The following is a 20,716-nucleotide window of genomic DNA, read 5'->3' on the forward strand; positions in this document are numbered from 1 at the left end:
GCTGCTCCCTTACTTGTAGGTAACTTTCTTCACCGCCTCGACGACCTCGGGGGCCGTGATCAGCGCGTGTTTTTCAAGATTGGCGGCATACGGCATAGGCACGTCCTTGCCGGTGCAGTTGATCACCGGGGCATCCAGCCAGTCGAAGGCGTTCTCCATCACGTAGGCCGAGATGTGGTTGCCGATCGCGCCGACCGGGAAACCTTCCTCGACGGTGACAAGGCGATTGGTCTTCTTCACCGACTCGATCACCGTGCCATAGTCGATCGGACGCAGCGTGCGCAGGTCGATCACCTCGGCCTCGATGCCCTCTTCGGCAAGCTTTTCGGCCGCCTCGAGGGAATGCGCCATGCCGATGCCGAAGCTGACGATGGTCACGTCCTTGCCGGACCGCGCGATCCGCGCCTTGCCGAAGGGAATGGTGAAATCCTCAAGATCCGGAACCTCGAAGCTGCGACCATAAAGGATCTCGTTCTCAAGGAAGATCACCGGGTTCGGATCGCGGATCGCCTGTTTCAACAGACCCTTCGCGTCGGCGGCGGTATAGGGCATCACCACCTTCAGACCGGGGATCGCCGCATACCAAGCCGCGTAATCCTGGCTGTGCTGGGCGCCCACGCGTGCAGCGGCGCCGTTGGGACCGCGGAAGACAATGGGGCACCCCATCTGACCGCCCGACATATACAGCGTTTTGGCAGCCGAGTTGATGATATGGTCCATCGCCTGCATGGCGAAGTTGAAGGTCATGAACTCGACAATGGGACGCAGCCCTGCCAGTGCGGCGCCGGTGCCGATGCCCGCGAAGCCGTATTCGCTGATCGGCGTGTCGACCACGCGGCGGGGGCCGAACTTGTCCAGCAGGCCTTGGCTGATCTTGTAGGCGCCCTGATATTCGCCGACCTCTTCGCCCATCAGGAAGACGGTTTCGTCGCGGCTCATTTCTTCTTCCATGGCTTCGCGCAATGCTTCGCGCACGGTCATGGATTTCATCTTGGTGTCTTCCGGCCAATCCGGGCTTGCATTCGCCGACGGCGTCTGCGGGGCTTCGTCGGCGGATGCGGCGGGCGTGGCCTCTGCCTTCGTCTCGGCCGGGGCTGCGTCGCCGGAGGATGCGGGGGACGACGACGCCTCGATGTCATCGGCGCTTTCGCCTTCCTCGATCATCACGGCGATCGGCGTATTCACCTTCACGCCCTCAGAGCCTTCCTGGATCAGGATCTTGCCAAGGATGCCTTCATCGACCGCCTCGAATTCCATCGTGGCCTTGTCGGTCTCGATCTCGGCCAGGATGTCGCCGGACTTGACCTCGTCGCCTTCCTTTTTCAGCCATTTCGCCAGCGTGCCTTCCTCCATGGTCGGCGACAGGGCGGGCATCAGGATTTCGGTTGCCATTCTTCGTCCCTCCCTCAGGCGTTTTCTTCGGCACTGCCCTGGGGCAGGTCTGCGGCATAGATGTCGGTCCACAGCTCATCGAGGGCCGGTTCCGGGCTTTCCTTGGCGAATTCGGCGGACTCGTTCACGATCTCCTTGATCTCCTTGTCGATGGCCTTCAACTCGTCCTCGCTTGCGTGGCTGCCTTGCAGCAGCAGGTCGCGCACATGTTCGATGGCGTCGCGTTCGTCGCGCATCTTCTGGACCTCTTCACGAGTCCGGTACTTGGCCGGGTCGGACATCGAATGGCCGCGGTACCGGTAGGTCATCACTTCGAGGATATAGGGGCCCTTGCCCGCGCGGCAGTGCGCGACAGCCTTTTCACCCGCCGCCTTCACCGCCAAGACGTCCATGCCATCGACCTGCTCGCCCTCGATCCCGAAGGCGGCGCCGCGTCCGAAAAGGCTGGTCGATTTGGTCGAACGCTTGACCGACGTGCCCATCGCGTACTGGTTGTTCTCGATCACGAAGACGACCGGCAGGTCCCACAGCTCGGCCATGTTGTAGGTTTCGTAGACCTGACCCTGGTTGGCAGCGCCGTCACCGAAATAGGTGAACGTGACGTTGTCGTTGCCCAGATACTTGTCGGCGAACGCCAGTCCGGCACCCAGCGGCACCTGTGCGGCGACGATGCCGTGGCCGCCATAGAAGTGCTTTTCGCGGCTGAACATGTGCATGCTGCCGCCCTTGCCCTTGGAATAGCCACCCTCGCGGCCGGTCAGTTCTGCCATGACGCCCTTTGGGTCCATGCCGCAGGCCAGCATGTGTCCGTGGTCGCGATAGCTGGTGACGCGCTTGTCACCTTCCTTCGCCGCGGCTTCCAGCCCGACGACGACTGCCTCTTGCCCGATATAGAGGTGGCAGAAACCACCGATCAGGCCCATGCCGTAAAGCTGGCCGGCCTTTTCCTCGAAACGCCGGATCAGCAGCATGTCGCGGTAATACTGCAGCAGATCGTCCTTGGATATGTTCGCGGGCGCATCCTTGGCGGCTGCGGGTTTCCTGGCCATGCTTGGTGTCCTCCTGGATGCCTGGTCGGAATAGTTCAGCGTTAAACTATCCGTAGCGCATCGTATCGGGGGGTGCAATGCGCTAAGCGGGGCTTGCGCGGGCACGCGCTAGCGCAGGATGATCTCGTCGGCGCGGGCGTATCCCAGAACCTCGCGCGCGCGTTCGTCCAGCAGGTCCAGATCCAGATATTCATCCGAGAGCCGGCGGGTCAGGTTCTGCATGCGTGCGACTTCGGTGCGCAGTCGATCGCGCTCGACCGCAAGCTCGGCCGTTTCGGATTCGATCTGGATGCGGCGCAGGATGCCTGACGGTCCCTGAACCGCAGCGAATGCAAAATACAGTCCAAGGGCCAGCGCCAGAACGAAGAATATGGTGGCGCTGATGGAGAGGCGTTGTGACATGCTTGGGCCGATTACCTGAATTTCTGACGATCATGCCACACTGCGGGGGGCAGGGGAATCCCCGCAGGCTCAGGCACGTTGTCGAAACAGCGATTCAAGCCGGGCGGCCTCGTCAGCCAATCCGTAGGGCGCGTTCAGCACCCACATTCCCGATCCGACCATGGAATGGCCCGCGCGCGCGGGCGGGAAACGAACTTCGCTGCGCAGGGCATGCGGATAGGTCTGTGTCAGTTCCGTCAGCATCCCGGTGTGCCGGCTGTCTGTCAGCAGCGGATACCACAGCGCGATGACACCGATGTTCCATTTGCGCGCGATTTGGCCGATCTGGCGCGGGACCGCCGCATAGTCGGCCTTCACCTCGTAGCTGGGGTCGATCAGCAGCATGCCCCGGCGGGGGCTCGGCGGGCAGATCGCCAGGGCCATCTGGAACCCGTCCTGGCGATGGACCGTTGCGAATCCTGCCGTCTCGGCCAGCGCTGCGTGTTCGGCCGGGTGCAGTTCTGCCAGATGGGCGCGATCCTGTGGGCGCAGGAAATGCGCGGCGATCAACGGGGATCCGGGATAGGCGGACGGGCCGTGCGTCGCGCGGATCGCGCTGATTGCCTTGCCAAGGGGGTGGTCGCGGTGAAGCCAGTCTTCGGTTTCGGCACGCAGGATGCCCATCTGCGCCTCGCCCGTCTTGCGAGCCTCGTCGCCGTCAAGGCGATACAGGCCTCGTCCGGCATGGGTTTCCAGATAGGACATCGGCTTGTCCTTCCGGGTCATGTAGTCCAGCGCGACAGCAAGCAGGGAATGCTTGTGCAGATCGGCCATGTTCCCGGCGTGATAGGCGTGCTGATAACTGAGCATCGGTCAGCCATAGCGCCGTTCGAACGTTGCCGGAAGGGGGCGTTTTCGCGCCGATGTCGATCTGTCTTGGGAAAGGATTGCGGCGGCGCCCAGGGAGGAGGAGGGGCGCCGCCGCTCAACGCTGGCCCAGGGAGGAGGGAGGGCCGCGTATGAGGTGCGGTGCATGGCCCGGGAGGAGGATGGGCAAGCACCGCGTGCGAAGCGAACCCGGGAGGAGGGGGTTCGCCGCATCCGGCTGCCGCGAACAGGGCGGCTATGGGGTGCGGCGTAGGCCCGGGAGGAGGTGGGCGTTCGCCGCGAACGACAGGCTCGGGAGGGAGGAGGAGAGAGCCGTCGTATCGGTGTGCCGCAGATCGGGGCGGCTATGTTTTTTGCGGCGACCCCTCGGGAGGAGGAGAGAGGGGCCGCCGCCCGCACGAGAAGCCCTGAGGGAGGAGGAGCGGGCTTCGTCGCGATCTTCGGGCGGCATCCTCCGGGGGAGGAGGAGAGGAGGATGCCGCCAATCCCTGCCCCAGGGAGGAGGAGAGGGGCGGGAAAGCGAATTCTTATTTCGATCCCCAGGCGGCTTCATGCGCCAGGCGGGTGATCATCGAACGGCTGATGCCCAGATCGTCAAGATCACGGGTCGTCAGGGCGTTCAGTTCGCGGACAGTCTGCCGATACACCGCCCGGCGGGCACGGTTTTCCTGCATCTGCTGGATCGCTGCCAGCAGGCGGCCACGCAGGCCGGATGCAGCGGCGGGGCTGTGAGAATGTGCGATAACGGCCATTGCCAGTTTCCTTTCGCGTCTCATCGTCTTGCGCTTGGCCCGGATGGCCCGGCGCTTTCGTTGAGACAAAGATGGGGCAAATGCTGCATCTGCACAATGGCCGGTTTCTGAATGCTGCCATGCAGCAACCGCATGGCTGGCCGTCGAGTAACAGCCGCGTTAACAATGAATTCTTGGCATAATCTCTGAAGGGTTGGTTTGTTAGCGATCACGCCGCAGCCGCAAAGCACGTGAATTCCAAAGCGCTTATCAGTGCGGGCGACAGGTTGTCGCAGGGGTGGTTGTGGTCTGTCTGGCCATGGCTCATGCTGGCCGCGACACTCAGGAACAGGTTCATGACATGACTGTGACGCGCGAAGTTGCCCTAGGGGAAATCTCTGACATCCTCTTGCCGAACGGAAAAACCCTTGGAGAGACCGATATCGTGCGCGCCATGACCGTCGAGGCTGGCACGGTGCGATTCGTGCTTGAGGTGGCCGACGCTGACGCCGCGCGTGCGTTGGCCCCGGTCGAGGCCGAGGCGCGGCGGCGGCTGCAGGCATTGGAAGGTGTCGAGACCGTGCGAATCGTCATGACCGCGCCCGCGGGGCGGCCCGAGCCGGCGAAAACCTCGGGCGAGGGCGCGGCGCCATCCCTGAAGGTCGGGCGGCACCCCACGGCGCAGGCCGGTCCGCAGCCCGTTCCCGGCGTGCGCCACATCATCGCCATCGGTTCGGGAAAGGGCGGGGTCGGGAAATCGACCGTGACATCCAATCTTGCAGTGGCGCTGGCCAAGGCCGGGCGCCGCGTCGGGGTCCTGGATGCAGATATATATGGCCCGTCGCAGCCACGGATGCTGGGTGTGTCCGGCCGTCCCGCCAGCCCGGATGGTCAGCGGATAGAGCCGATGCATGCCCATGGCGTCACGATGATGTCCATCGGCCTGATGCTGAAGGAAGGCGAGGCGGTGGTCTGGCGCGGCCCCATGCTGATGGGCGCGCTTCAGCAGTTGTTGCAACAGGTCAACTGGGGCGAACTGGATGTCCTGCTCATCGACCTGCCTCCGGGAACTGGCGATGTGCAGTTGTCGCTGTGCCAGAAAGCGGCGGTCAGCGGCGCATTGATCGTATCGACCCCGCAGGATGTCGCGCTGCTGGACGCGCGGCGCGCCATCGACATGTTCAACAAGCTGAAGACCCCGGTTCTGGGCCTGATCGAGAATATGTCCACCTATGTCTGCCCAAGCTGCGGTCACGAGGCGCATCTGTTCGGCCATGGTGGCGTCGCGGCCGAGGCGCAGGCGCTTGGCCTGCCGTTCCTGGGTGAGCTGCCGCTGCAACTTGATGTGCGGCTGGCAGGCGATTCGGGTCGGCCTGTGGCGTTGGGCGATGGTCCGGCCGCACAGGCATATGCAAGGCTGGCCGAGCGCATGGTGCAAGGCGGCGTCGCCTGAGATTCAGGCGCGTGCCGCCAGCGGCCGTGTTCTTGGTCACCGTTGGGAATTTGCTCCACTTGTCAGGGAAACCCCTCCCACGTCCGTGATTCGGCGTGATCGCGGCTGTTTTTTCTGTGATTCACGCTTATCATGAGCGAAGTCCGTGTATGTTCTGGCCGAGGTGAGCACTTTTTGGGAAAGCGCGCCACTTTTCTGCCACGCACCGGCACTCTCTATATCTAGCGATTTCTGGCTCATATTTCTCCATCAGTGGTGTCAGTAGTCTTTGCGCGGTATGTGTCGCTGCCGATTTTGTGCGTGCGCAGCAGATGTGTGGCTCAGGTGTGGCGAAGAAATCCATTGCTTCCCATGAAATCCCATGTCACAACTTACTCACGAGAACGGGCAGCAAGGGGCGCTCAAGACCCCACGAGGCGAAGCAGGTTTCATACAGGCACCCGTTTTCCAAAAAGGCACCGCCCCCGCGTGCGAGCAGCACCTCCCCCAGGTGGCGCGCGACAGGGCGGGCACCCCTAAACGGGGCCCAGTCAATGGGAACGAGGGCGGCGGATCGGGCAGTGGCAGCGGCCCGATCCGCCTTTCTCTTTCGGGCGGGCGGAAGAGGCGGGACAGTGAGGGCAGGCCAAGGTGGCGCGCAAGTTCAGGGGCACCGAGACCGTCAAGGTCGACAGCAAGGGCCGCATGTCGGTTCCCGCCCGGATGCGCAAGCATTTCGAACAATGCGATCCAGCCTTTGCCACCTCGAATACCGGGCGCGCGCAGTTGGTTGCCGTTCACGGGCCCGATTGGTGGAACTGGCTAGAACTGTACACCATAGATGCCATCGAAGAAATTGATCAGCAGATCGACAAGATGCAGCGCGGCAGTGTCGAACGGCGCTGGCTGGAACAACTGATGAATGCCCAATCGGTCGATCTTGAAATCGACCGCGAAGGCCGGCTGATGCTTCCTCAGAAACTGCGCGAGAAGTTGGGCTTCGACAATGGCGCCGAGATCACCTTCGCGGCCAGCGGCGACTATCTGAAGATGTATCTGCCCGATTCGCCGCCCAAGGATATCATCGAGGTCGAGGAGTTTGCCGCGTCCAAGGGTCCCGGCTTCGATCCGCGAAGCCTTGCCGCGCAATCGGCCGGGGACGAGGGCTGAACCATGGCCGATCCGCATATCCCGGTCCTGCTGAAGCCGCTTCTCAGGGCGGTCGAGCCCGTTTCGGGCATCTGGCTGGACGGCACCTTCGGTGCCGGCGGCTATGCGCGTGGGCTGTTGCAGGCCGGGGCGGACCGGGTGATCGGCGTTGACCGCGATTCGACGGTCTTCGCCATGGCGAAGGCCTGGTCGGGCGACTACGGCGACCGGTTGCGGCTGGTCGAAGGGACGTTTTCGAACCTGGACGAGCTGGCCGGCGAGGCGCTGGACGGCGTGGTTCTGGATCTGGGGGTCAGTTCGATGCAGCTGGACCAGTCCGAGCGCGGTTTCTCGTTCCTGCGCGACGGCCCGCTGGACATGCGGATGGGCGGGGACGGACCGTCGGCGGCCGACCTGCTGAACGAATCGGACGAGGCGGTGATCGCTGATGTGCTTTTCCACTATGGCGAGGAACGCGCCTCACGGCGGATCGCCCGCGCCATCGTCGCCGCCCGGCCGTTGACCCGGACCGAACAGTTGGCCGAGATCGTGGCGTCGTGCCTGCCGCGCCCCAAACCGGGGCAAAGCCATCCCGCGACTCGCAGTTTTCAGGCCATCCGGATCTGGGTGAATGACGAATTCCGGCAGTTGGTCGAAGGGTTGTCCGCCGCCGAACGCGCGCTGAGACCCGGCGGCAAGCTGGCCGTGGTCAGCTTCCATTCGCTGGAAGACCGGATCGTCAAGCGTTTCATGCAGGCGCGGTCGAACAGCGCAGGCGGCGGCAGCCGCCATGCGCCGGTCGCGTACACCGAACCGGCGGCCTTCACGCTGCCGTTTCGTCGCGCTATCGGCGCGGACCCCGAAGAGACCCAGGTCAATCCGCGGGCTCGGTCCGCCCTGCTGCGGGTCGCGGTTCGCACCGATGCGCCCGCGGGCGAGATCGACGAGGGTGCATTGGCGATGCCGCGACTGCGCGTGAAGGGGGCAGGCTGATGCGTCCCTTGACCTATCTTGCGGTCACGCTTCTGGTCATGGGTCTTGCCTTCTGGGCCTATCGCGAGAACTACCGGACCCAGGCCGCCATCAGCCAGATGAGCCAGATCCAGCGCGAGATCGCCGGGCTGCGTGAAGATCTGGGCGTGCTGCGCGCAGAATGGTCCTATTTGAACCGACCGGAACGGCTGAGCGAACTGGTCGATCTGAATTTCGAACGTCTGCGGCTGGTGCCCGTCGAATCGGGTCAGTTCGTTGATCTGGACAATATTGATTACCCCAAACCCCCCGCGCCGCCCGAAAGCGCGGAGGGCACCGCGCCCGAGGAGGAAAAGCCATGATCCGCACACCCTTGCGCCCGCTGGCCCGCATCCTTCGAGCCCGCGACCGTGGTGAAAACCCCGACGAGATCGAGGCCGAGAACCGCCGAATCCGGCACGAGGCGATCCAGGACAAAGCACGCCGCCGTGCCGAGGGCCGGCTGGTGCTGATGTCGGCATGTTTCGTTCTGGCGTTTGGAACGGTCGGGGTGCGAATGGGCGCGCTGGCCTCGAGCGAACCCAGCGAGCCGCGCAGCCAGGTTCTGTCCGCGCAGATCATGTCGCAGCGCGCCGACATCACCGATCGGCGCGGTCGCGTTCTTGCGACCAACCTGCTGACGCATTCTTTGTATGCGCATCCGCATCAGATGGTCGACCCGGTCCGCGCCGCCAAGGCGCTGGCCAAGGTGTTTCCGGACCTGGACCAGGCGCGGCTGACCAAGGACTTTACCGGCAGCCGCAAGTTCATGTGGATCAAGCGCAAGATCAGTCCCGAGCAGATGCAGGCTGTGCACGATATCGGTGAACCTGGCCTGCTGTTCGGCCCGCGCGAGATGCGCGTTTATCCCAACGGACACGTTGCCAGCCATATTCTGGGTGGTTCAGGCTTCGGCGCCGAAGGCGTCAGCAGCGCCGAGGTGCTGGGCGTCGCCGGGGTCGAGAAGGCATTCGACAACTGGCTGCGCGATCCATCGCATGACGGTGCGCCATTGGCACTGTCGATCGACCTGACCGTTCAGTCGGCGATGGAAGAGGTGCTGAATTCCGGCATGAAGCTGATGAGCGCCAAGGGCGCCGCCGGTATCCTGATGGAGGTCAAGACCGGCGAGATCGTGGCCATGGCCAGCCTGCCGGACTTCAACCCCAACGAAAGGCCGCGACCGCTGTTGAAGGGCGATCCGTCAGACAGCCCGCTTTTCAATCGCGCCGTGCAGGGCCAATACGAGCTGGGTTCGACGTTCAAGATCTTCCCGGTCGCCCAGGCAATGGATCTGAAGCTGATCAACCCGAACTCGGGCATCAACTCGTCCAGTCCGATGAAGATCGGCAAGTATCTGATCCATGACTTTCACAACTACGGCAAGCAGCTCAGCGCGACGGATGTCATCGTTAAATCGTCCAACGTCGGAACGGTGCGCATCGCGCAGATGCTGGGCGTCGAACGGCAGAAGGATTTCCTGGTAAAGCTGGGCCTGTTCGAACCGACCGCGATCGAGATGGTCGAGGCGCCGACCGGCCAACCGCTGGTGCCCCGGCGCTGGCCTGCGGTCACCTCGGCCACCGTGTCGTTCGGCCATGGTCTTGCAGCCAGCCCGCTGCATCTCGCCGCCGCCTATGCGACCATCGCAAATGACGGGCGCCGGGTGACGCCTACACTGGTTCATGGCCGGCAGCGGCCGGAAGGCGAGCAGGTTCTGTCGCCCCGTGCCGCCGAACTGGCCGTCGGCATGTTGCGGCAGGTCGTCACGCGCGGGACCGCCAGACAGGCCGAGGTCGAGGGATACGAGATCGCGGGCAAGACAGGCACCGCCGACAAGCCGCGCCCATCGGGCGGGTATTACAAGAACAAGGTGGTCGCGACCTTTGCCTCGGTGTTTCCGGCCAGCGATCCGGAATACGTAATGATCGTGACGCTGGACGAGCCATCGGTCGCGACCGCAGGCGGTGGCGAAAGCCGCACCGCCGGCATGACCGCGGTGCCGGTCGCTGCCGAACTTGTGCGGCGTCTTGCACCGTTGGTTGGGCTGAAGGCCAGAACCGACGAAAAGCTGCCTATCGTCGCAGCGCGGTTCCAGCCGCGTGTTGAACCTTCGCCGGGCGATGGGATAAAGCTCGTCTCGAACAAATGACGGGTGACAGGGTGAGGCACGCCACGAAGACGCTGTCGCAGCTGGGGCTGCGGGCAAGGGACGGGCGCGACCCGACGATCACCGGGATCTCGACCGACAGCCGCACCGTCAAGCCGGGCCATCTGTTCGCCGCCATGCCGGGTTCTGCGATCCACGGAGCCGAGTTCGTGTCCTATGCCCTGCGCATGGACGCTGCCGCGGTCCTGACCGATCGCGCCGGTGCCCGGATGGCCGCCGATGCGTTGTCGGGTTGGGATGGCGCCCTTGTCGTGGCCGAGGATCCACGCGCCGCCTTGGCAGGTGCGGCGGCGCTGTGGTTCGAGGCGCAACCCGATCACGTGGTCGCGGTCACCGGCACATCGGGCAAGACCTCGGTTGCCAGCTTTACCCGGCAGATCTGGCAATCCATCGGCCACCGGTCGATCAGCCTTGGCACCATGGGGGTGCAAGGCGATTACGAGGCCAAACTGGCGCACACGACGCCCGAACCCGTCACCCTGCATCGCGTTCTCGCCGAAGCCGCCGAGGCTGGCGTGACCCACGCCGCGATGGAGGCGTCCAGCCACGGTCTGGATCAGCGTCGTCTTGACGGTGTGCGGGTCGAAGCGGGCGCGTTCACAAATTTCAGCCAGGATCATCTGGATTATCACGCGGGCTTCGACGAATATTTTGCGGCCAAGGCACTGCTGTTCAATCACATTCTCGAAGAAGGTGACGCGGCTGTCATCAATGTCGATGACGCCCGTGGCCGCCAGATGGCCGATATCGCCGCCGATCGGCGGCTTGCTGTGACCTCGGTCGGTCGGGCCGAAAATGCGATCCTGCGGATCCTTGGCCAACGCTATGATGCGACTGGACAGGATCTGCGGTTTTCCGTGATGGGGCAGCCGCATATGGTGCGCCTGCCCTTGATCGGTGGCTTCCAGGCCGAGAATGTTCTGGCAGCCATGGGGCTGGTCCTGGCATGCGGTGATCCTGCCGATGGGGTTCTGCGATCGCTTCCCGAACTGCAGACCGTGCGTGGCCGAATGCAGCTGGTCGCGCAACGCGATAACGGCGCGGCCGTTTTCGTCGATTACGCCCACAAGCCTGGCGCGGTGATCGCGGCGCTGCAATCGCTGCGGCCTCATGTGATGGGACGGATCGTCTGCGTCATCGGCGCGGGCGGCGACCGCGACAGGGGCAAGCGTCCTTTGATGGGGCAGGCGGCGCGGGACCACGCTGATGTGGTCATCGTGACCGACGACAACCCGCGCACCGAGGATCCTGCCACTATCCGTGCCGCCGTCATGGCCGGAGCCGGATCCGAGGCCACCGAAATCGGCGACCGGGCCGAGGCGATCCTGCGCGGCGTCGATGCCTTGCAGCCCGGTGACGCCCTGCTGATCTGTGGCAAGGGTCACGAGACCGGACAGATCGTCGGCCATGACGTCTATCCATTCGACGATGCCGAACAGGCCTCGGTCGCTGTCGCGGCGCTGGATGGCCGGATATGAGCTTGTGGACCGCAGAAGACGCCGCCATTGCCACCGGCGGAAAGGCCCAGGGCGACTGGACCGCTTCTGGCGTATCGATCGATACACGGACCATTCAGACGGGGGACATGTTCGTCGCCCTGAAGGATGTGCGCGACGGCCATGACTTTGTCGCGCAGGCGCTGTCCAAAGGGGCTGCGGCTGCGCTGGTCAGTCGCATCCCTGATGACGTACCCGCAGATGCGCCGCTGCTGGTGGTTCCGGATGTGCTGTCCGCCCTGCAGGATCTGGGCCGCGCGGGGCGGGCGCGGATGACAGGGCGGGTCATCGCGATCACCGGGTCGGTCGGAAAGACATCGACCAAGGACATGGGCCGCGTCGCGCTGTCCGGGCAGGGGCGCATTCACGCGGCCGAGGCCAGCTACAACAACCACTGGGGCGTGCCGCTGACGCTTGCGCGGATGCCCGAAGACACGGATTTCGCTATCATCGAGATCGGGATGAGCCATCCGGGCGAGATTGCGCCGCTGTCGCGCATGGCACGCCCGCATGTTGCGCTGATCACGACCGTCGCTGCCGCGCATCTCGAGGCGTTCGGCGCCATCGAGGGGATCGCCCGTGAAAAAGGCGCGATCTTCCAGGGGCTTGAGCCGCCGGGAACGGCGATTCTGCCCGAGGATCTGCCCGTCACGCCGATCCTGCGTGATTGCGCCGACGCGGCCGGCGCGATCGTCATCGGCTTCGGGCGCGACGGCATGGCCCGTCTGCTGCAGGCAAAGCCGCATGAAGGCACGCTGTCATGCCGCGCAAGGATCGCCGGTGAGACGGTGGATTTCGTGCTGCAGACCAGCGGAACGCATTTTGTCCTGAATGCGGTCGGCATGCTGGCGGCGCTGTCGGCGGCCGGTGCCGATCTGCGGCGATGCGGCAAGAGCCTTGGCGACTGGTTGCCTCCGCGCGGTCGCGGCGCGGTCGAGGAACTGGCCGGCATTCGCCTGATCGACGACGCGTTCAACGCGAACCCTGCCTCGCTGTCGGCGGGCCTGGCGACGCTGGCTGGCCTTGATGGCGGACGTCGCGTCGCCATTCTGGGTGACATGCTGGAGCTGGGCGAGGATGAGATGTCCCTGCATCGCGCCGTCGCCGACGACGCGTCGATCGCGTCCGTCGATTTGATCCACACCGCCGGTCCCCGGATGAGACATCTTCATGACGCGCTGCCCGACGCCAAGCGCGGCCTGTGGGCGGAAACCGCCTCTCAGCTTGCCAAGGATGCGGCCACCCTGGTCGCCCCGGGCGACATCGTTCTGGTCAAGGGCTCGAAATCCTCGAAAATCTCTGTCGTGGTCGATGCGCTGCGCAAAACCCTCAAGCAAGAGGATGACGAATGCTCTATTGGCTGAGCAGTTTTTCCGAAGGGGGCGACCTCTTCAACCTGTTTCGATACATCACCTTTCGCGCGGGCGCGGCGTTCTTCACGGCGCTGATCTTCGGGTTCATCTTCGGGCGACCACTGATCAACTATCTGCGGAGAACGCAGAAGAAGGGGCAGCCCATTCGCGATGACGGCCCCGAGGGCCATCTGATCAAGGCCGGCACGCCGACGATGGGTGGGCTTTTGATCCTGTCGGCGCTGTTCGTCTCGACCCTGCTCTGGGCGCGTCTGGATAACGGCTATGTCTGGGTCGTGCTGACGGTGACGGCGGGTTACGCCGCGATCGGTTTTGCAGACGATTACGCCAAGGTCAGCAAGATGAACACCAAGGGCGTGCCGGGGCGGGTCCGCATGGCGCTGGGGCTTGCGCTGGCATTTGTCGCCTCTGCCTGGGCGATGTGGCTGCATCCGGGCGATCTGACCGGACAGCTGGCATTGCCTGTCTTCAAGGACGCGCTGATCAATCTGGGCCTGTTCTTCATTCCCTTCGGCATGCTGGTGATCGTCGGCGCCGCCAACGCGGTGAACCTGACCGATGGCCTTGACGGGCTGGCGATTATGCCGGTGATGATCGCGGCCGCGACGCTTGGGGTTATCGCCTATACCGTCGGTCGCGTCGATTTCACTGAATATCTTGGCGTCCACCATGTGCCCGGAACCGGCGAGATCCTGATTTTCGTCGCCGCGCTGATCGGCGGCGGGCTTGGCTTCTTGTGGTACAACGCCCCACCTGCGGCGGTCTTCATGGGCGATACAGGCAGCCTTGCCCTGGGTGGTGCACTGGGTGCCATCGCCGTGGTCACCAAACACGAAATCGTGCTGGCGATCGTCGGCGGCCTGTTCGTGGTCGAGGCGCTCAGCGTCATCATCCAGGTGCTGTACTTCAAGCGGACCGGCAAGCGTGTGTTCCTGATGGCGCCGATCCATCATCACTTCGAAAAGCTGGGCTGGAAGGAACCGCAGATCGTCATCCGGTTCTGGATCATCTCGCTGATCCTTGCGCTGATCGGGCTTGCCACGCTGAAGCTGAGATAAAGTAATGCCAAATGCCGTAAGGTTCGTGACTCATCTAGTTAGAGCACTGGCGCGCTTCTTGTCGGCCTACGCAGCCGTGATTTTCTTTATCTATCTGTCAGAGCTAGTCGTTGTGATACCGTCGTTTGTGCTGATGTCCATAGATGGATCAAATCTGGCGTGGGTGTTCAGGTGCGCTGCGGTTGTTATTTTCATGGGTATGATACTGGACGCCCATTCCGACGCAGGTATGAAGCCAGAACGCGAATCCATCTATGACGTGCTCGTGGTGTATTTTTTCGGTTTTATTGGCCCGCTCATGTGGATGGGTATCCACAAGATCGCCAGACTGCAGGTAAGCCCATGATCCCTGTCGAAGGCGTCGAGGACCAGACCATCGCCGTGCTCGGCCTTGGCCGATCGGGCAAGGCCACCGCGGCCGCTCTGGCGGCGGGCGGCGCACATGTGATCGCCTGGGATGATGGCAACGACACGCGCGAGGCGGCACAGGCCGACGGGTTGCGGATCGTTGATCTCACCCGCGACGAATCGTGGCACGGCGTCACCGCGCTGATCGCCTCGCCCGGCATTCCGCATCTGTATCCCAAACCGCATCCCGTCATCGCCAAGGCATATGCGCTGGGGGTGCCGGTCGACAACGATATCGGGCTGTTCTTTCGCAGCTACGCGACGCCCGATTGGGATGGGTTCGACCGTGCACCGCGCGTGATCGCCGTGACCGGATCGAATGGCAAGTCCACCACCACGGCGCTGATCCATCACGTCCTCAGCGAAGCGGGTCGTCCGACACAGATGGGCGGCAATATCGGCACCGGCGTCCTGTCGCTGGAGCCTGCCATCGACGGCGAGGTGGTGGTGCTGGAACTGTCCAGCTATCAGACGGATCTGGCGCGTGCGCTGACGCCGGATGTCGCGGTCTTCACAAACCTTTCGCCCGACCATCTGGACCGCCACGCGGGACTTGGCGGCTATTTCGCCGCCAAGCGCAGGCTGTTCGCCGAGGGTGGCCCCGACCGCGCCGTGATCGGCGTCGATGAAGCGGAGGGATTGTATCTGGCAGGTCAGATGCAGATGGGTCCGGCCGACGACCGGGTGATCCGCATCTCGGCAGGGCAAAAGCTGGACCGCGCTGCGTGGTCGGTCTTTGCACGCAAGGGGTTTCTGGCCGAGTATCGCAAGGGGCGGCAGGCCGGATCGATCGATTTGCGCCAGATCAAGGGACTGCCCGGCGCACATAACCACCAGAACGCCTGTGCCGCTTATGCCGCCTGCCGTGCGGTGGGGCTGGCGCCCCGCCAGATCGAGGCGGCGTTTCACAGCTTTGCCGGACTGCCGCATCGCAGCCAGCTTGTCGCCGAAATCGCGGGTGTCCGCTATGTCAACGACTCCAAGGCCACCAATGTCGATGCCGCGGCCAAGGCGCTGCAAGCCTTCGACGGCATCCGCTGGATCGCGGGAGGCCTGGGAAAGGACGGTGGCATCGCGGCGCTGCAACCCCATCTGGGCCACGTTGCCAAGGCCTATCTGATCGGACATTCGGCGCGCGACTTTGCACTGGAGATCGGTCAGACGCCGCATGAAATCGTCGAGACGATGGAACAGGCTGTTGCGCTGGCGGCAGCCGAGGCGCAGCCCGGCGAGACCGTATTGCTGGCGCCCGCCGCGGCCAGCTTCGACCAGTATCCCAATTTCGAAAAGCGCGGCGAACATTTCACCGCGCTTGTCGAGGCATTGAGGGCGGACTGACGCCGGTCAGATGTCGATTTCGACCTTGCCCATCGGGTTCGAGCAGCAGGCAAGGATATAGCCTTCGGCGATGTCGTCGTCGCTGATGCCGCCATTGTGCACCATGTGAACTTCACCGGACAGTTTCCTGACCTTGCAGGTGCCACACAGACCGAAGGTGCAGCCGGACGGAATGTTGAGCCCGGCCCGCTTGGCGACCGCCAGCACCGTATCGGTTTCCGCGCAGCGGGCGCTGACGCCGGAGGATGCGAACAGAAGCTCTGCCCCGGCATCCTCGTCGGGCACGACATCGTCCAGCACAGGCGCCTGGGCTTCGGTCTCGACCGCCGCGCCAAAGCTCTCCTGATGATAGTGATCCATGTCGTAGCCAAGCGAGATCAGCATCTCGCGGACCGCCTGCATGAACGGTTCGGGACCGCAGCAGAACACCTCTCGTTCCAGATAGTCCGGGGCCATCAGGCCCAGCATCAGCTGGTTCAGGCGCCCGCGATAGCCGTTCCAGGACCGGAATTCGTCGTTCTCCTCGACCGTCAGGTGCAGCTGCAACCCCGATGACCGGCTTGCCATATGTTCCAGCCGATCGTGGCAGATCACGTCTGATGGGCGGCGTGCGGCATGAATGAAGACAACGTCAGGCTTGATGCCGCTGTCCCACAGCCAGGTGGACATCGACAGCATCGGGGTGATCCCCGAGCCGGCCGAGATGAAAAGATACTTCTTCGCCGGATGGCGGTTAAGGCTGAAGATCCCGGCAGGGCCGTAGGCACGGATCTTCATGCCGGGTTTCAGGTTGGCCATCATCCATCGCGTCGCCACCGAATTCGGACCGGCCTTGGCCGTGACCGAGATCGACATGGGACGCGATGGCGAGGATGACATCGTATAGGTCCGCTGGATATTGCCGGCCGGACCCTTGGCGGGATCGACTGGCAGATCCAGCGTGATGAACTGTCCCGGTTCATAGTCGAACCACGCCCCTGTCGGCGACCGGAAGGTAAAGGTCCATGTATCGGCGGTCTCGGGCACGATCTGGGTGCATTCCAGCAGTTCGGAATCTTCCCATGGCTCGACGGCCCAGTTGAGGCGCGGCTTTTTCATCTAGGTCTCACTCGGCAGCGGTTTTCAGTCCCAGGCGGCTGGACATGATGCCACAATACCAGTCGACCAGATGGATCACTCCGGCTTCCTGAGTTGCCGAATAGGGGCCAGGTTCATAGGCGGGCGACAGAATTCCGGCCTGGTTCTCCTCGACAACCTGACGATCTTCGTCGTTGGTGTTGATCCAGACCTCGGTCAGCTTCTGAAGATCGTAATCCCTGCCCTCGACCGCATCCTTGTGGACCAGCCACTTGGTCGTGACCTCGGTTTCCATGGGGCTGATCGGAACGATGCGGAAGACGATCGCGTGATCCGGCAGGAAGTGATTCCAGCTGGACGGGAAGTGATAGAACATCATGCTGCCCGCATCGTTCCACGGGATCGTGCCCATGCGCTGAGCGACCGCGGCCTTCGTGGACATGGTAAAGCTTTCGGCGTTGTCCATCAGCGGTACACGGGCCATCCGCCATTGCATGTCCGGCGCGTTGACAAAGCGTGCGGGCAGGTTGGCGGCATCGCAGCGGTCCCAGTGCTGCAGGATCTCGCTGCTGGCCGAGTTCGGTCCCTCCATCACCGTCATCAGCGGATCGTCGGAATAGGTCCGGCACAGGGACGGATGAGAGCCGCCGCAGTGATAGCACTCGCGGTTATTCTCCATCACCAGCTTCCAGTTGCCCTTCTCGATGATGGTCTGGCTGAAGGCGACCTTGGCGTCTTCCAGCCCGCTGGGTGCGACATAACGCATCAGGTTCTGGGCCAGCTCGTTGATCGCAGGCGGCACCTTGGCAACGCACACGAAAACCATGCCCTTGATGTCGATGCAGTGGACCGGCTTCAGGCCGTATTTCGACGCATCGAAGCCTTCGCCCATGTCGCGCGCATACAGCAGCTTGCCGTCAAGATCATAGGTCCACTGATGATAGGGACAGACCAGCTTGGGGCTGCTTCCCCCGGCTTTGGCGCAAAGCCGCTGGCCGCGATGCCGGCAGACATTGTGGAAGGCCCGGATGCGCCCATCGGCGCCGCGCACGATGATGACCGGATACTGGCCCAGTTGCAGTGTCGCGAAATTGCCGGTCTTCGGAATTTCGCAAGACGGGATCGCAAAGATCCACTCACGGTACCAGATCTGTTCCAGATCGTCGGAAAGGGCCTGCTGGCCGCAATACAGATCGCGGGGCAGCGAGAAGCCGGGCTGACGCATTGCGATCAGATCGGCGGTAGAGCTGGGCTGTGTCATGACGCACCTGCCTTGGATGGCGCTGGTTTCGAATTCCATCCAAACTAAACCTGTGATGCGCGCGCAACGGCTGATTTGCGACATGACGGAATCGGATTCAGACATGGGCGATCCGGCGCCGCCGAAAATCCGGCGGCGCGTATTTCCCGCAACAGCCATATGGCAGGTGAATTCCGGATCAGACGCGCAAGGCGATGCGGGCGATCTGGTGAAAATGGCCGTCCGCGTCTTCGCCCGCCAGCGTTAGCGCGTCGATCGGGTGGGGATCCGGCAGAAGCGGTTCAAGATGCGGCGTCAGCGCGTCGATCACGGCCCGGACCTCATCGTCCGGCAGGCGGCAGCCGAGCGTCATGTGAAACCTGAATTGATCCAGCACCCAAGGATAGCCCCAGCGATCCAGCAGATCACGCTGCGCCTGGGTCAGCCGTTCTGGGACGCGGCGCGCGCGCTCTTCTGGCGACAGGGGCGCGCGGTGGCGGTCCAGGACCTGAACCACCCGCGCAGCCAGATCCTGAACAGCCTGACTGGGTCCGCCGGGAATCAGCGCCGGAAAGCCGTCCAGCGATGCGATGCGCAGGCCGCCGGCAAGCAGGATTACAGGTTGGCTTGCCGCGAAGTCGCGCAGATCATCCAGAAGCCGGTCCTCGCTGCTGTCATCATGCAGCCGGAAGGGTGGCTTCAGCGTGGCGTGAAACCCATAGCGCCGCGGCGTCCGGGTCAGTGCGTCGATGCGCGGCGGCAGTTTGCGGTGCTGACCGAGTCTTGCGGCGACACTGCCGGCTTCGATATCCCATCCCAGCCATGCCGCCCCGAATTCGCCCAAAGGACCGGGGGCAGTATAGTAGATCGCGTAACGGCGCCAATTGTTCATGCGTGCTTGACCTTCACCTCGTTTCGTCTCAGCCATGTGTCATGACGGAAACGGTCCTGACGAATGCGCGGCTGATCCTGCCTGATCGGGTGGTGAATGGCCATATCGTGATGCGCGACGGGCGCATTGCGGAAATCGGCGACGGCGCCGCAACCGGACAGGACATGCAGGGCGATTTCGTCTCGGCGGGTCTGGTCGAGTTGCACACCGACAATCTCGAGCAGCATCTGCGCCCACGCCCCCAGGTGGACTGGCCGCATCCGCAGGCGATCCTTGCCCATGACGCGGAACTGGCGGCCACCGGAATCACCACGGTCTTCGACGCGATGCGCGTGGGTTCGATCCGATGGCGGCCGAACTATGGCTCCTATGCAAGGGCGCTGAGCCGCGAAGTCGAGGCGATCCGGACGGCAGGTCTGCTTCGGATCAGCCATCATCTGCATCTGCGTGCCGAAATCTGCAGTGAGACCCTGGTCGAAGAACTGGCCGAATTCGGCCCCGGTGACCGTGTGCGGCTGGTCAGCGTGATGGATCACACACCGGGCCAGCGGCAGTTGCGCGATGTGGCGATGGCCCGGAAGTTCATCGCGGCACGTTCGGGGATGACCGCGGAAGAAGTTCATGACTATGACCGCCGCCTGACCGCGTTGCGGGCGCAGTTTGGCGACAGGAACGAGGCCGCCGCCTTCGAATTCGCGGAAGCCGTCGGGGCGGTGATCGCCAGCCATGACGACACCACACTTGATCATGTCGCCCAGTCCGCTGCCCGCGGTGTTCGGCTGGCCGAGTTTCCAACCACACCCGAGGCTGCGCGCGCCTGTCGTGACAACGGCATCCGCATCATTATGGGTGGCCCGAACCTGGTCCGGGGCGGCTCGCATTCCGGCAATGTCAACGCCGCCGCATTGGCCAAGGCCGATCTTCTGGATATTGTCAGTTCCGACTATGTGCCCGCAGCGCTGCTTGCGTCGGGGCTGTTCCTTGCACAGCTATGGGATGATCTGCCGCGTGGCATGGCGACCATCACCTCGACCCCTGCGGAGGCCGCAGGTCTGGCGGATAGGGGGCGGCTGGCCCCCGGACTGCGGGCCGATCTGATCCGATTCAGACAGCATCAGGGTGCTGCGATCTTGCGCGAAACATGGGTCGAGGGCGCTCGGGTCGCGTGATCCTGCGTCCACGAACGGCACCGGCAAGGCTCGCGGCCCGTCCAACGCGGACTACATCTGGTCGATGAGGTCGAGAATTTCGGCGGGCAACTGGTCTTCGCGGATATCGTAAACATGCGGACCGTCCTGGCGGTCGGTCACCGTGATCCGGTACACCATCCGATCGGCGCCACGCGAATTTCCCGACCGCGCGGCAAGCTGGCGCAGATCGCGCGGTTCGAACGCGTCACATATCTCTTGGCGCAGCGATGGTGCCTGCTGGTCCACATCGATACGCTTGTGCATGGCAGCGGCAGGGATTCCGCCGAATCCGCCGCTGGACGAGATTTCAATGATCATGGCAAAGCATCCGGCCGCCAAGGTTGCGCTACTCATTGCACAAAAGATAGGGCCGAACCTGCCATCGGGCAAGATCGCTGAAAGGACAGGGTGGTTTGCGCCCCGCCGTAGGGCCGGGCGTTG

The 20,716-nt window shown here is 63.6% G+C and carries 20 protein-coding genes; 11 read left to right on the forward strand and 9 right to left on the reverse strand.

Annotated features, from left to right (window positions below; genetic code table 11):
• Positions 1 to 9: 9 nt before the first annotated feature.
• The 5 genes from MU516_RS10825 to MU516_RS10845 form a co-directional block, all read right to left on the reverse strand.
• Positions 10 to 1,392: a pyruvate dehydrogenase complex E1 component subunit beta gene (locus MU516_RS10825; protein WP_260277230.1), complete on the reverse strand. Its 1,383-nt coding sequence runs from the start codon at positions 1,390 to 1,392 to the stop codon at positions 10 to 12.
• A gap of 14 nt (positions 1,393 to 1,406) precedes the next feature.
• Positions 1,407 to 2,441 (reverse strand): pyruvate dehydrogenase (acetyl-transferring) E1 component subunit alpha, encoded by a 1,035-nt coding sequence (gene pdhA / locus MU516_RS10830; RefSeq protein ID WP_209056594.1) that lies wholly within the window; start codon positions 2,439 to 2,441, stop codon positions 1,407 to 1,409.
• 108 nt (positions 2,442 to 2,549) lie between these two features.
• The gene (locus tag MU516_RS10835; protein ID WP_260277231.1) at positions 2,550 to 2,843 is read right to left on the reverse strand and encodes an FtsB family cell division protein; all 294 of its coding nucleotides are present in this window, start codon (positions 2,841 to 2,843) and stop codon (positions 2,550 to 2,552) included.
• Between the two features lie 69 nt (positions 2,844 to 2,912).
• Positions 2,913 to 3,692, reverse strand: a complete 780-nt coding sequence (gene rlmJ, locus MU516_RS10840) for a 23S rRNA (adenine(2030)-N(6))-methyltransferase RlmJ (RefSeq protein ID WP_260277232.1) — start codon at positions 3,690 to 3,692, stop codon at positions 2,913 to 2,915.
• A 545-nt stretch (positions 3,693 to 4,237) separates the two neighbouring features.
• Positions 4,238 to 4,462 carry a DUF1127 domain-containing protein gene (locus MU516_RS10845; protein WP_247740323.1) on the reverse strand — a complete coding sequence of 75 codons (225 nt, stop codon included), beginning with the start codon at positions 4,460 to 4,462 and terminating at the stop codon, positions 4,238 to 4,240.
• 340 nt (positions 4,463 to 4,802) lie between these two features.
• Between MU516_RS10845 and MU516_RS10850 the strand changes: the two genes are divergently transcribed.
• The 10 genes from MU516_RS10850 (at position 4,803) to murD (ending at position 15,876) form a co-directional block, all read left to right on the forward strand.
• Entirely contained in the window at positions 4,803 to 5,894 is a 1,092-nt protein-coding gene (locus MU516_RS10850; RefSeq protein ID WP_260277233.1) for an Mrp/NBP35 family ATP-binding protein, read from the forward strand.
• Positions 5,895 to 6,524: 630 nt separating this feature from the next.
• Entirely contained in the window at positions 6,525 to 7,043 is a 519-nt protein-coding gene (locus tag MU516_RS10855) for a division/cell wall cluster transcriptional repressor MraZ (RefSeq protein ID WP_260277234.1), read from the forward strand.
• Between the two features lie 3 nt (positions 7,044 to 7,046).
• Positions 7,047 to 8,015, forward strand: coding sequence for a 16S rRNA (cytosine(1402)-N(4))-methyltransferase RsmH (gene rsmH / locus MU516_RS10860; RefSeq protein WP_260277235.1), 969 nt, complete (start codon positions 7,047 to 7,049; stop codon positions 8,013 to 8,015).
• Entirely contained in the window at positions 8,015 to 8,356 is a 342-nt protein-coding gene (gene ftsL, locus MU516_RS10865) for a cell division protein FtsL (RefSeq protein ID WP_260277236.1), read from the forward strand. Before rsmH ends, ftsL begins: the two co-directional genes overlap by 1 nt.
• Entirely contained in the window at positions 8,353 to 10,185 is a 1,833-nt protein-coding gene (locus MU516_RS10870) for a peptidoglycan D,D-transpeptidase FtsI family protein (protein WP_260277237.1), read from the forward strand. Before ftsL ends, MU516_RS10870 begins: the two co-directional genes overlap by 4 nt.
• Positions 10,182 to 11,681, forward strand: coding sequence for a UDP-N-acetylmuramoyl-L-alanyl-D-glutamate--2,6-diaminopimelate ligase (locus MU516_RS10875; RefSeq protein WP_260277238.1), 1,500 nt, complete (start codon positions 10,182 to 10,184; stop codon positions 11,679 to 11,681). Before MU516_RS10870 ends, MU516_RS10875 begins: the two co-directional genes overlap by 4 nt.
• Positions 11,678 to 13,063 carry a UDP-N-acetylmuramoyl-tripeptide--D-alanyl-D-alanine ligase gene (locus MU516_RS10880; RefSeq protein ID WP_260277239.1) on the forward strand — a complete coding sequence of 462 codons (1,386 nt, stop codon included), beginning with the start codon at positions 11,678 to 11,680 and terminating at the stop codon, positions 13,061 to 13,063. The genes MU516_RS10875 and MU516_RS10880 overlap by 4 nt, the downstream gene beginning before the upstream one ends.
• Positions 13,048 to 14,130: a phospho-N-acetylmuramoyl-pentapeptide-transferase gene (gene mraY, locus MU516_RS10885; RefSeq protein ID WP_260277240.1), complete on the forward strand. Its 1,083-nt coding sequence runs from the start codon at positions 13,048 to 13,050 to the stop codon at positions 14,128 to 14,130. Before MU516_RS10880 ends, mraY begins: the two co-directional genes overlap by 16 nt.
• Before the next feature lie 25 nt (positions 14,131 to 14,155).
• A complete protein-coding gene (locus tag MU516_RS10890; protein ID WP_260277241.1) occupies positions 14,156 to 14,476 on the forward strand; it encodes a hypothetical protein in 321 nt (106 codons plus the stop codon).
• Positions 14,473 to 15,876, forward strand: coding sequence for a UDP-N-acetylmuramoyl-L-alanine--D-glutamate ligase (gene murD / locus MU516_RS10895; protein ID WP_260277242.1), 1,404 nt, complete (start codon positions 14,473 to 14,475; stop codon positions 15,874 to 15,876). The genes MU516_RS10890 and murD overlap by 4 nt, the downstream gene beginning before the upstream one ends.
• Before the next feature lie 6 nt (positions 15,877 to 15,882).
• Here murD and MU516_RS10900 read toward each other — a convergent pair whose 3' ends face one another.
• The 3 genes from MU516_RS10900 to MU516_RS10910 form a co-directional block, all read right to left on the reverse strand.
• Positions 15,883 to 16,974, reverse strand: a complete 1,092-nt coding sequence (locus MU516_RS10900) for an FAD-binding oxidoreductase (RefSeq protein ID WP_260277243.1) — start codon at positions 16,972 to 16,974, stop codon at positions 15,883 to 15,885.
• Positions 16,975 to 16,981: 7 nt separating this feature from the next.
• Positions 16,982 to 18,214, reverse strand: coding sequence for an aromatic ring-hydroxylating oxygenase subunit alpha (locus MU516_RS10905; protein ID WP_260277244.1), 1,233 nt, complete (start codon positions 18,212 to 18,214; stop codon positions 16,982 to 16,984).
• 178 nt (positions 18,215 to 18,392) lie between these two features.
• A complete protein-coding gene (locus tag MU516_RS10910; protein ID WP_260277245.1) occupies positions 18,393 to 19,085 on the reverse strand; it encodes a DUF1045 domain-containing protein in 693 nt (230 codons plus the stop codon).
• Positions 19,086 to 19,126: 41 nt separating this feature from the next.
• Between MU516_RS10910 and MU516_RS10915 the strand changes: the two genes are divergently transcribed.
• Positions 19,127 to 20,254 (forward strand): alpha-D-ribose 1-methylphosphonate 5-triphosphate diphosphatase, encoded by a 1,128-nt coding sequence (locus tag MU516_RS10915; RefSeq protein WP_260277246.1) that lies wholly within the window; start codon positions 19,127 to 19,129, stop codon positions 20,252 to 20,254.
• A gap of 51 nt (positions 20,255 to 20,305) precedes the next feature.
• On the opposite strand, the gene MU516_RS10920 is transcribed toward MU516_RS10915, so the two are convergent.
• The gene (locus tag MU516_RS10920; protein ID WP_260277247.1) at positions 20,306 to 20,593 is read right to left on the reverse strand and encodes a protealysin inhibitor emfourin; all 288 of its coding nucleotides are present in this window, start codon (positions 20,591 to 20,593) and stop codon (positions 20,306 to 20,308) included.
• Positions 20,594 to 20,716: the final 123 nt, after the last annotated feature.

This window comes from Paracoccus maritimus (assembly GCF_025195095.1).
GTDB classification, from domain to species: Bacteria; Pseudomonadota; Alphaproteobacteria; order Rhodobacterales; family Rhodobacteraceae; genus Paracoccus; species Paracoccus maritimus.

What these genes read in the sequence shown, in the direction of transcription:
- MU516_RS10850 (WP_260277233.1), top strand. Translation starts at nt 4,803, where the DNA reads ATGACTGTGACGCGCGAAGTTGCCCTAGGGGAAATCTCTGACATCCTC.
- MU516_RS10880 (WP_260277239.1), top strand. Translation starts at nt 11,678, where the DNA reads ATGAGCTTGTGGACCGCAGAAGACGCCGCCATTGCCACCGGCGGAAAG.
- ftsL (WP_260277236.1), top strand. Translation starts at nt 8,015, where the DNA reads ATGCGTCCCTTGACCTATCTTGCGGTCACGCTTCTGGTCATGGGTCTT.
- MU516_RS10870 (WP_260277237.1), top strand. Translation starts at nt 8,353, where the DNA reads ATGATCCGCACACCCTTGCGCCCGCTGGCCCGCATCCTTCGAGCCCGC.
- MU516_RS10915 (WP_260277246.1), top strand. Translation starts at nt 19,127, where the DNA reads ATGACGGAAACGGTCCTGACGAATGCGCGGCTGATCCTGCCTGATCGG.
- murD (WP_260277242.1), top strand. Translation starts at nt 14,473, where the DNA reads ATGATCCCTGTCGAAGGCGTCGAGGACCAGACCATCGCCGTGCTCGGC.
- rlmJ (WP_260277232.1), bottom strand. Translation starts at nt 3,692, where the DNA reads ATGCTCAGTTATCAGCACGCCTATCACGCCGGGAACATGGCCGATCTG.
- MU516_RS10825 (WP_260277230.1), bottom strand. Translation starts at nt 1,392, where the DNA reads ATGGCAACCGAAATCCTGATGCCCGCCCTGTCGCCGACCATGGAGGAA.
- MU516_RS10900 (WP_260277243.1), bottom strand. Translation starts at nt 16,974, where the DNA reads ATGAAAAAGCCGCGCCTCAACTGGGCCGTCGAGCCATGGGAAGATTCC.
- MU516_RS10910 (WP_260277245.1), bottom strand. Translation starts at nt 19,085, where the DNA reads ATGAACAATTGGCGCCGTTACGCGATCTACTATACTGCCCCCGGTCCT.
- MU516_RS10905 (WP_260277244.1), bottom strand. Translation starts at nt 18,214, where the DNA reads ATGACACAGCCCAGCTCTACCGCCGATCTGATCGCAATGCGTCAGCCC.
- MU516_RS10875 (WP_260277238.1), top strand. Translation starts at nt 10,182, where the DNA reads ATGACGGGTGACAGGGTGAGGCACGCCACGAAGACGCTGTCGCAGCTG.
- mraY (WP_260277240.1), top strand. Translation starts at nt 13,048, where the DNA reads ATGCTCTATTGGCTGAGCAGTTTTTCCGAAGGGGGCGACCTCTTCAAC.
- MU516_RS10920 (WP_260277247.1), bottom strand. Translation starts at nt 20,593, where the DNA reads ATGATCATTGAAATCTCGTCCAGCGGCGGATTCGGCGGAATCCCTGCC.
- pdhA (WP_209056594.1), bottom strand. Translation starts at nt 2,441, where the DNA reads ATGGCCAGGAAACCCGCAGCCGCCAAGGATGCGCCCGCGAACATATCC.
- MU516_RS10845 (WP_247740323.1), bottom strand. Translation starts at nt 4,462, where the DNA reads ATGGCCGTTATCGCACATTCTCACAGCCCCGCCGCTGCATCCGGCCTG.
- MU516_RS10835 (WP_260277231.1), bottom strand. Translation starts at nt 2,843, where the DNA reads ATGTCACAACGCCTCTCCATCAGCGCCACCATATTCTTCGTTCTGGCG.
- rsmH (WP_260277235.1), top strand. Translation starts at nt 7,047, where the DNA reads ATGGCCGATCCGCATATCCCGGTCCTGCTGAAGCCGCTTCTCAGGGCG.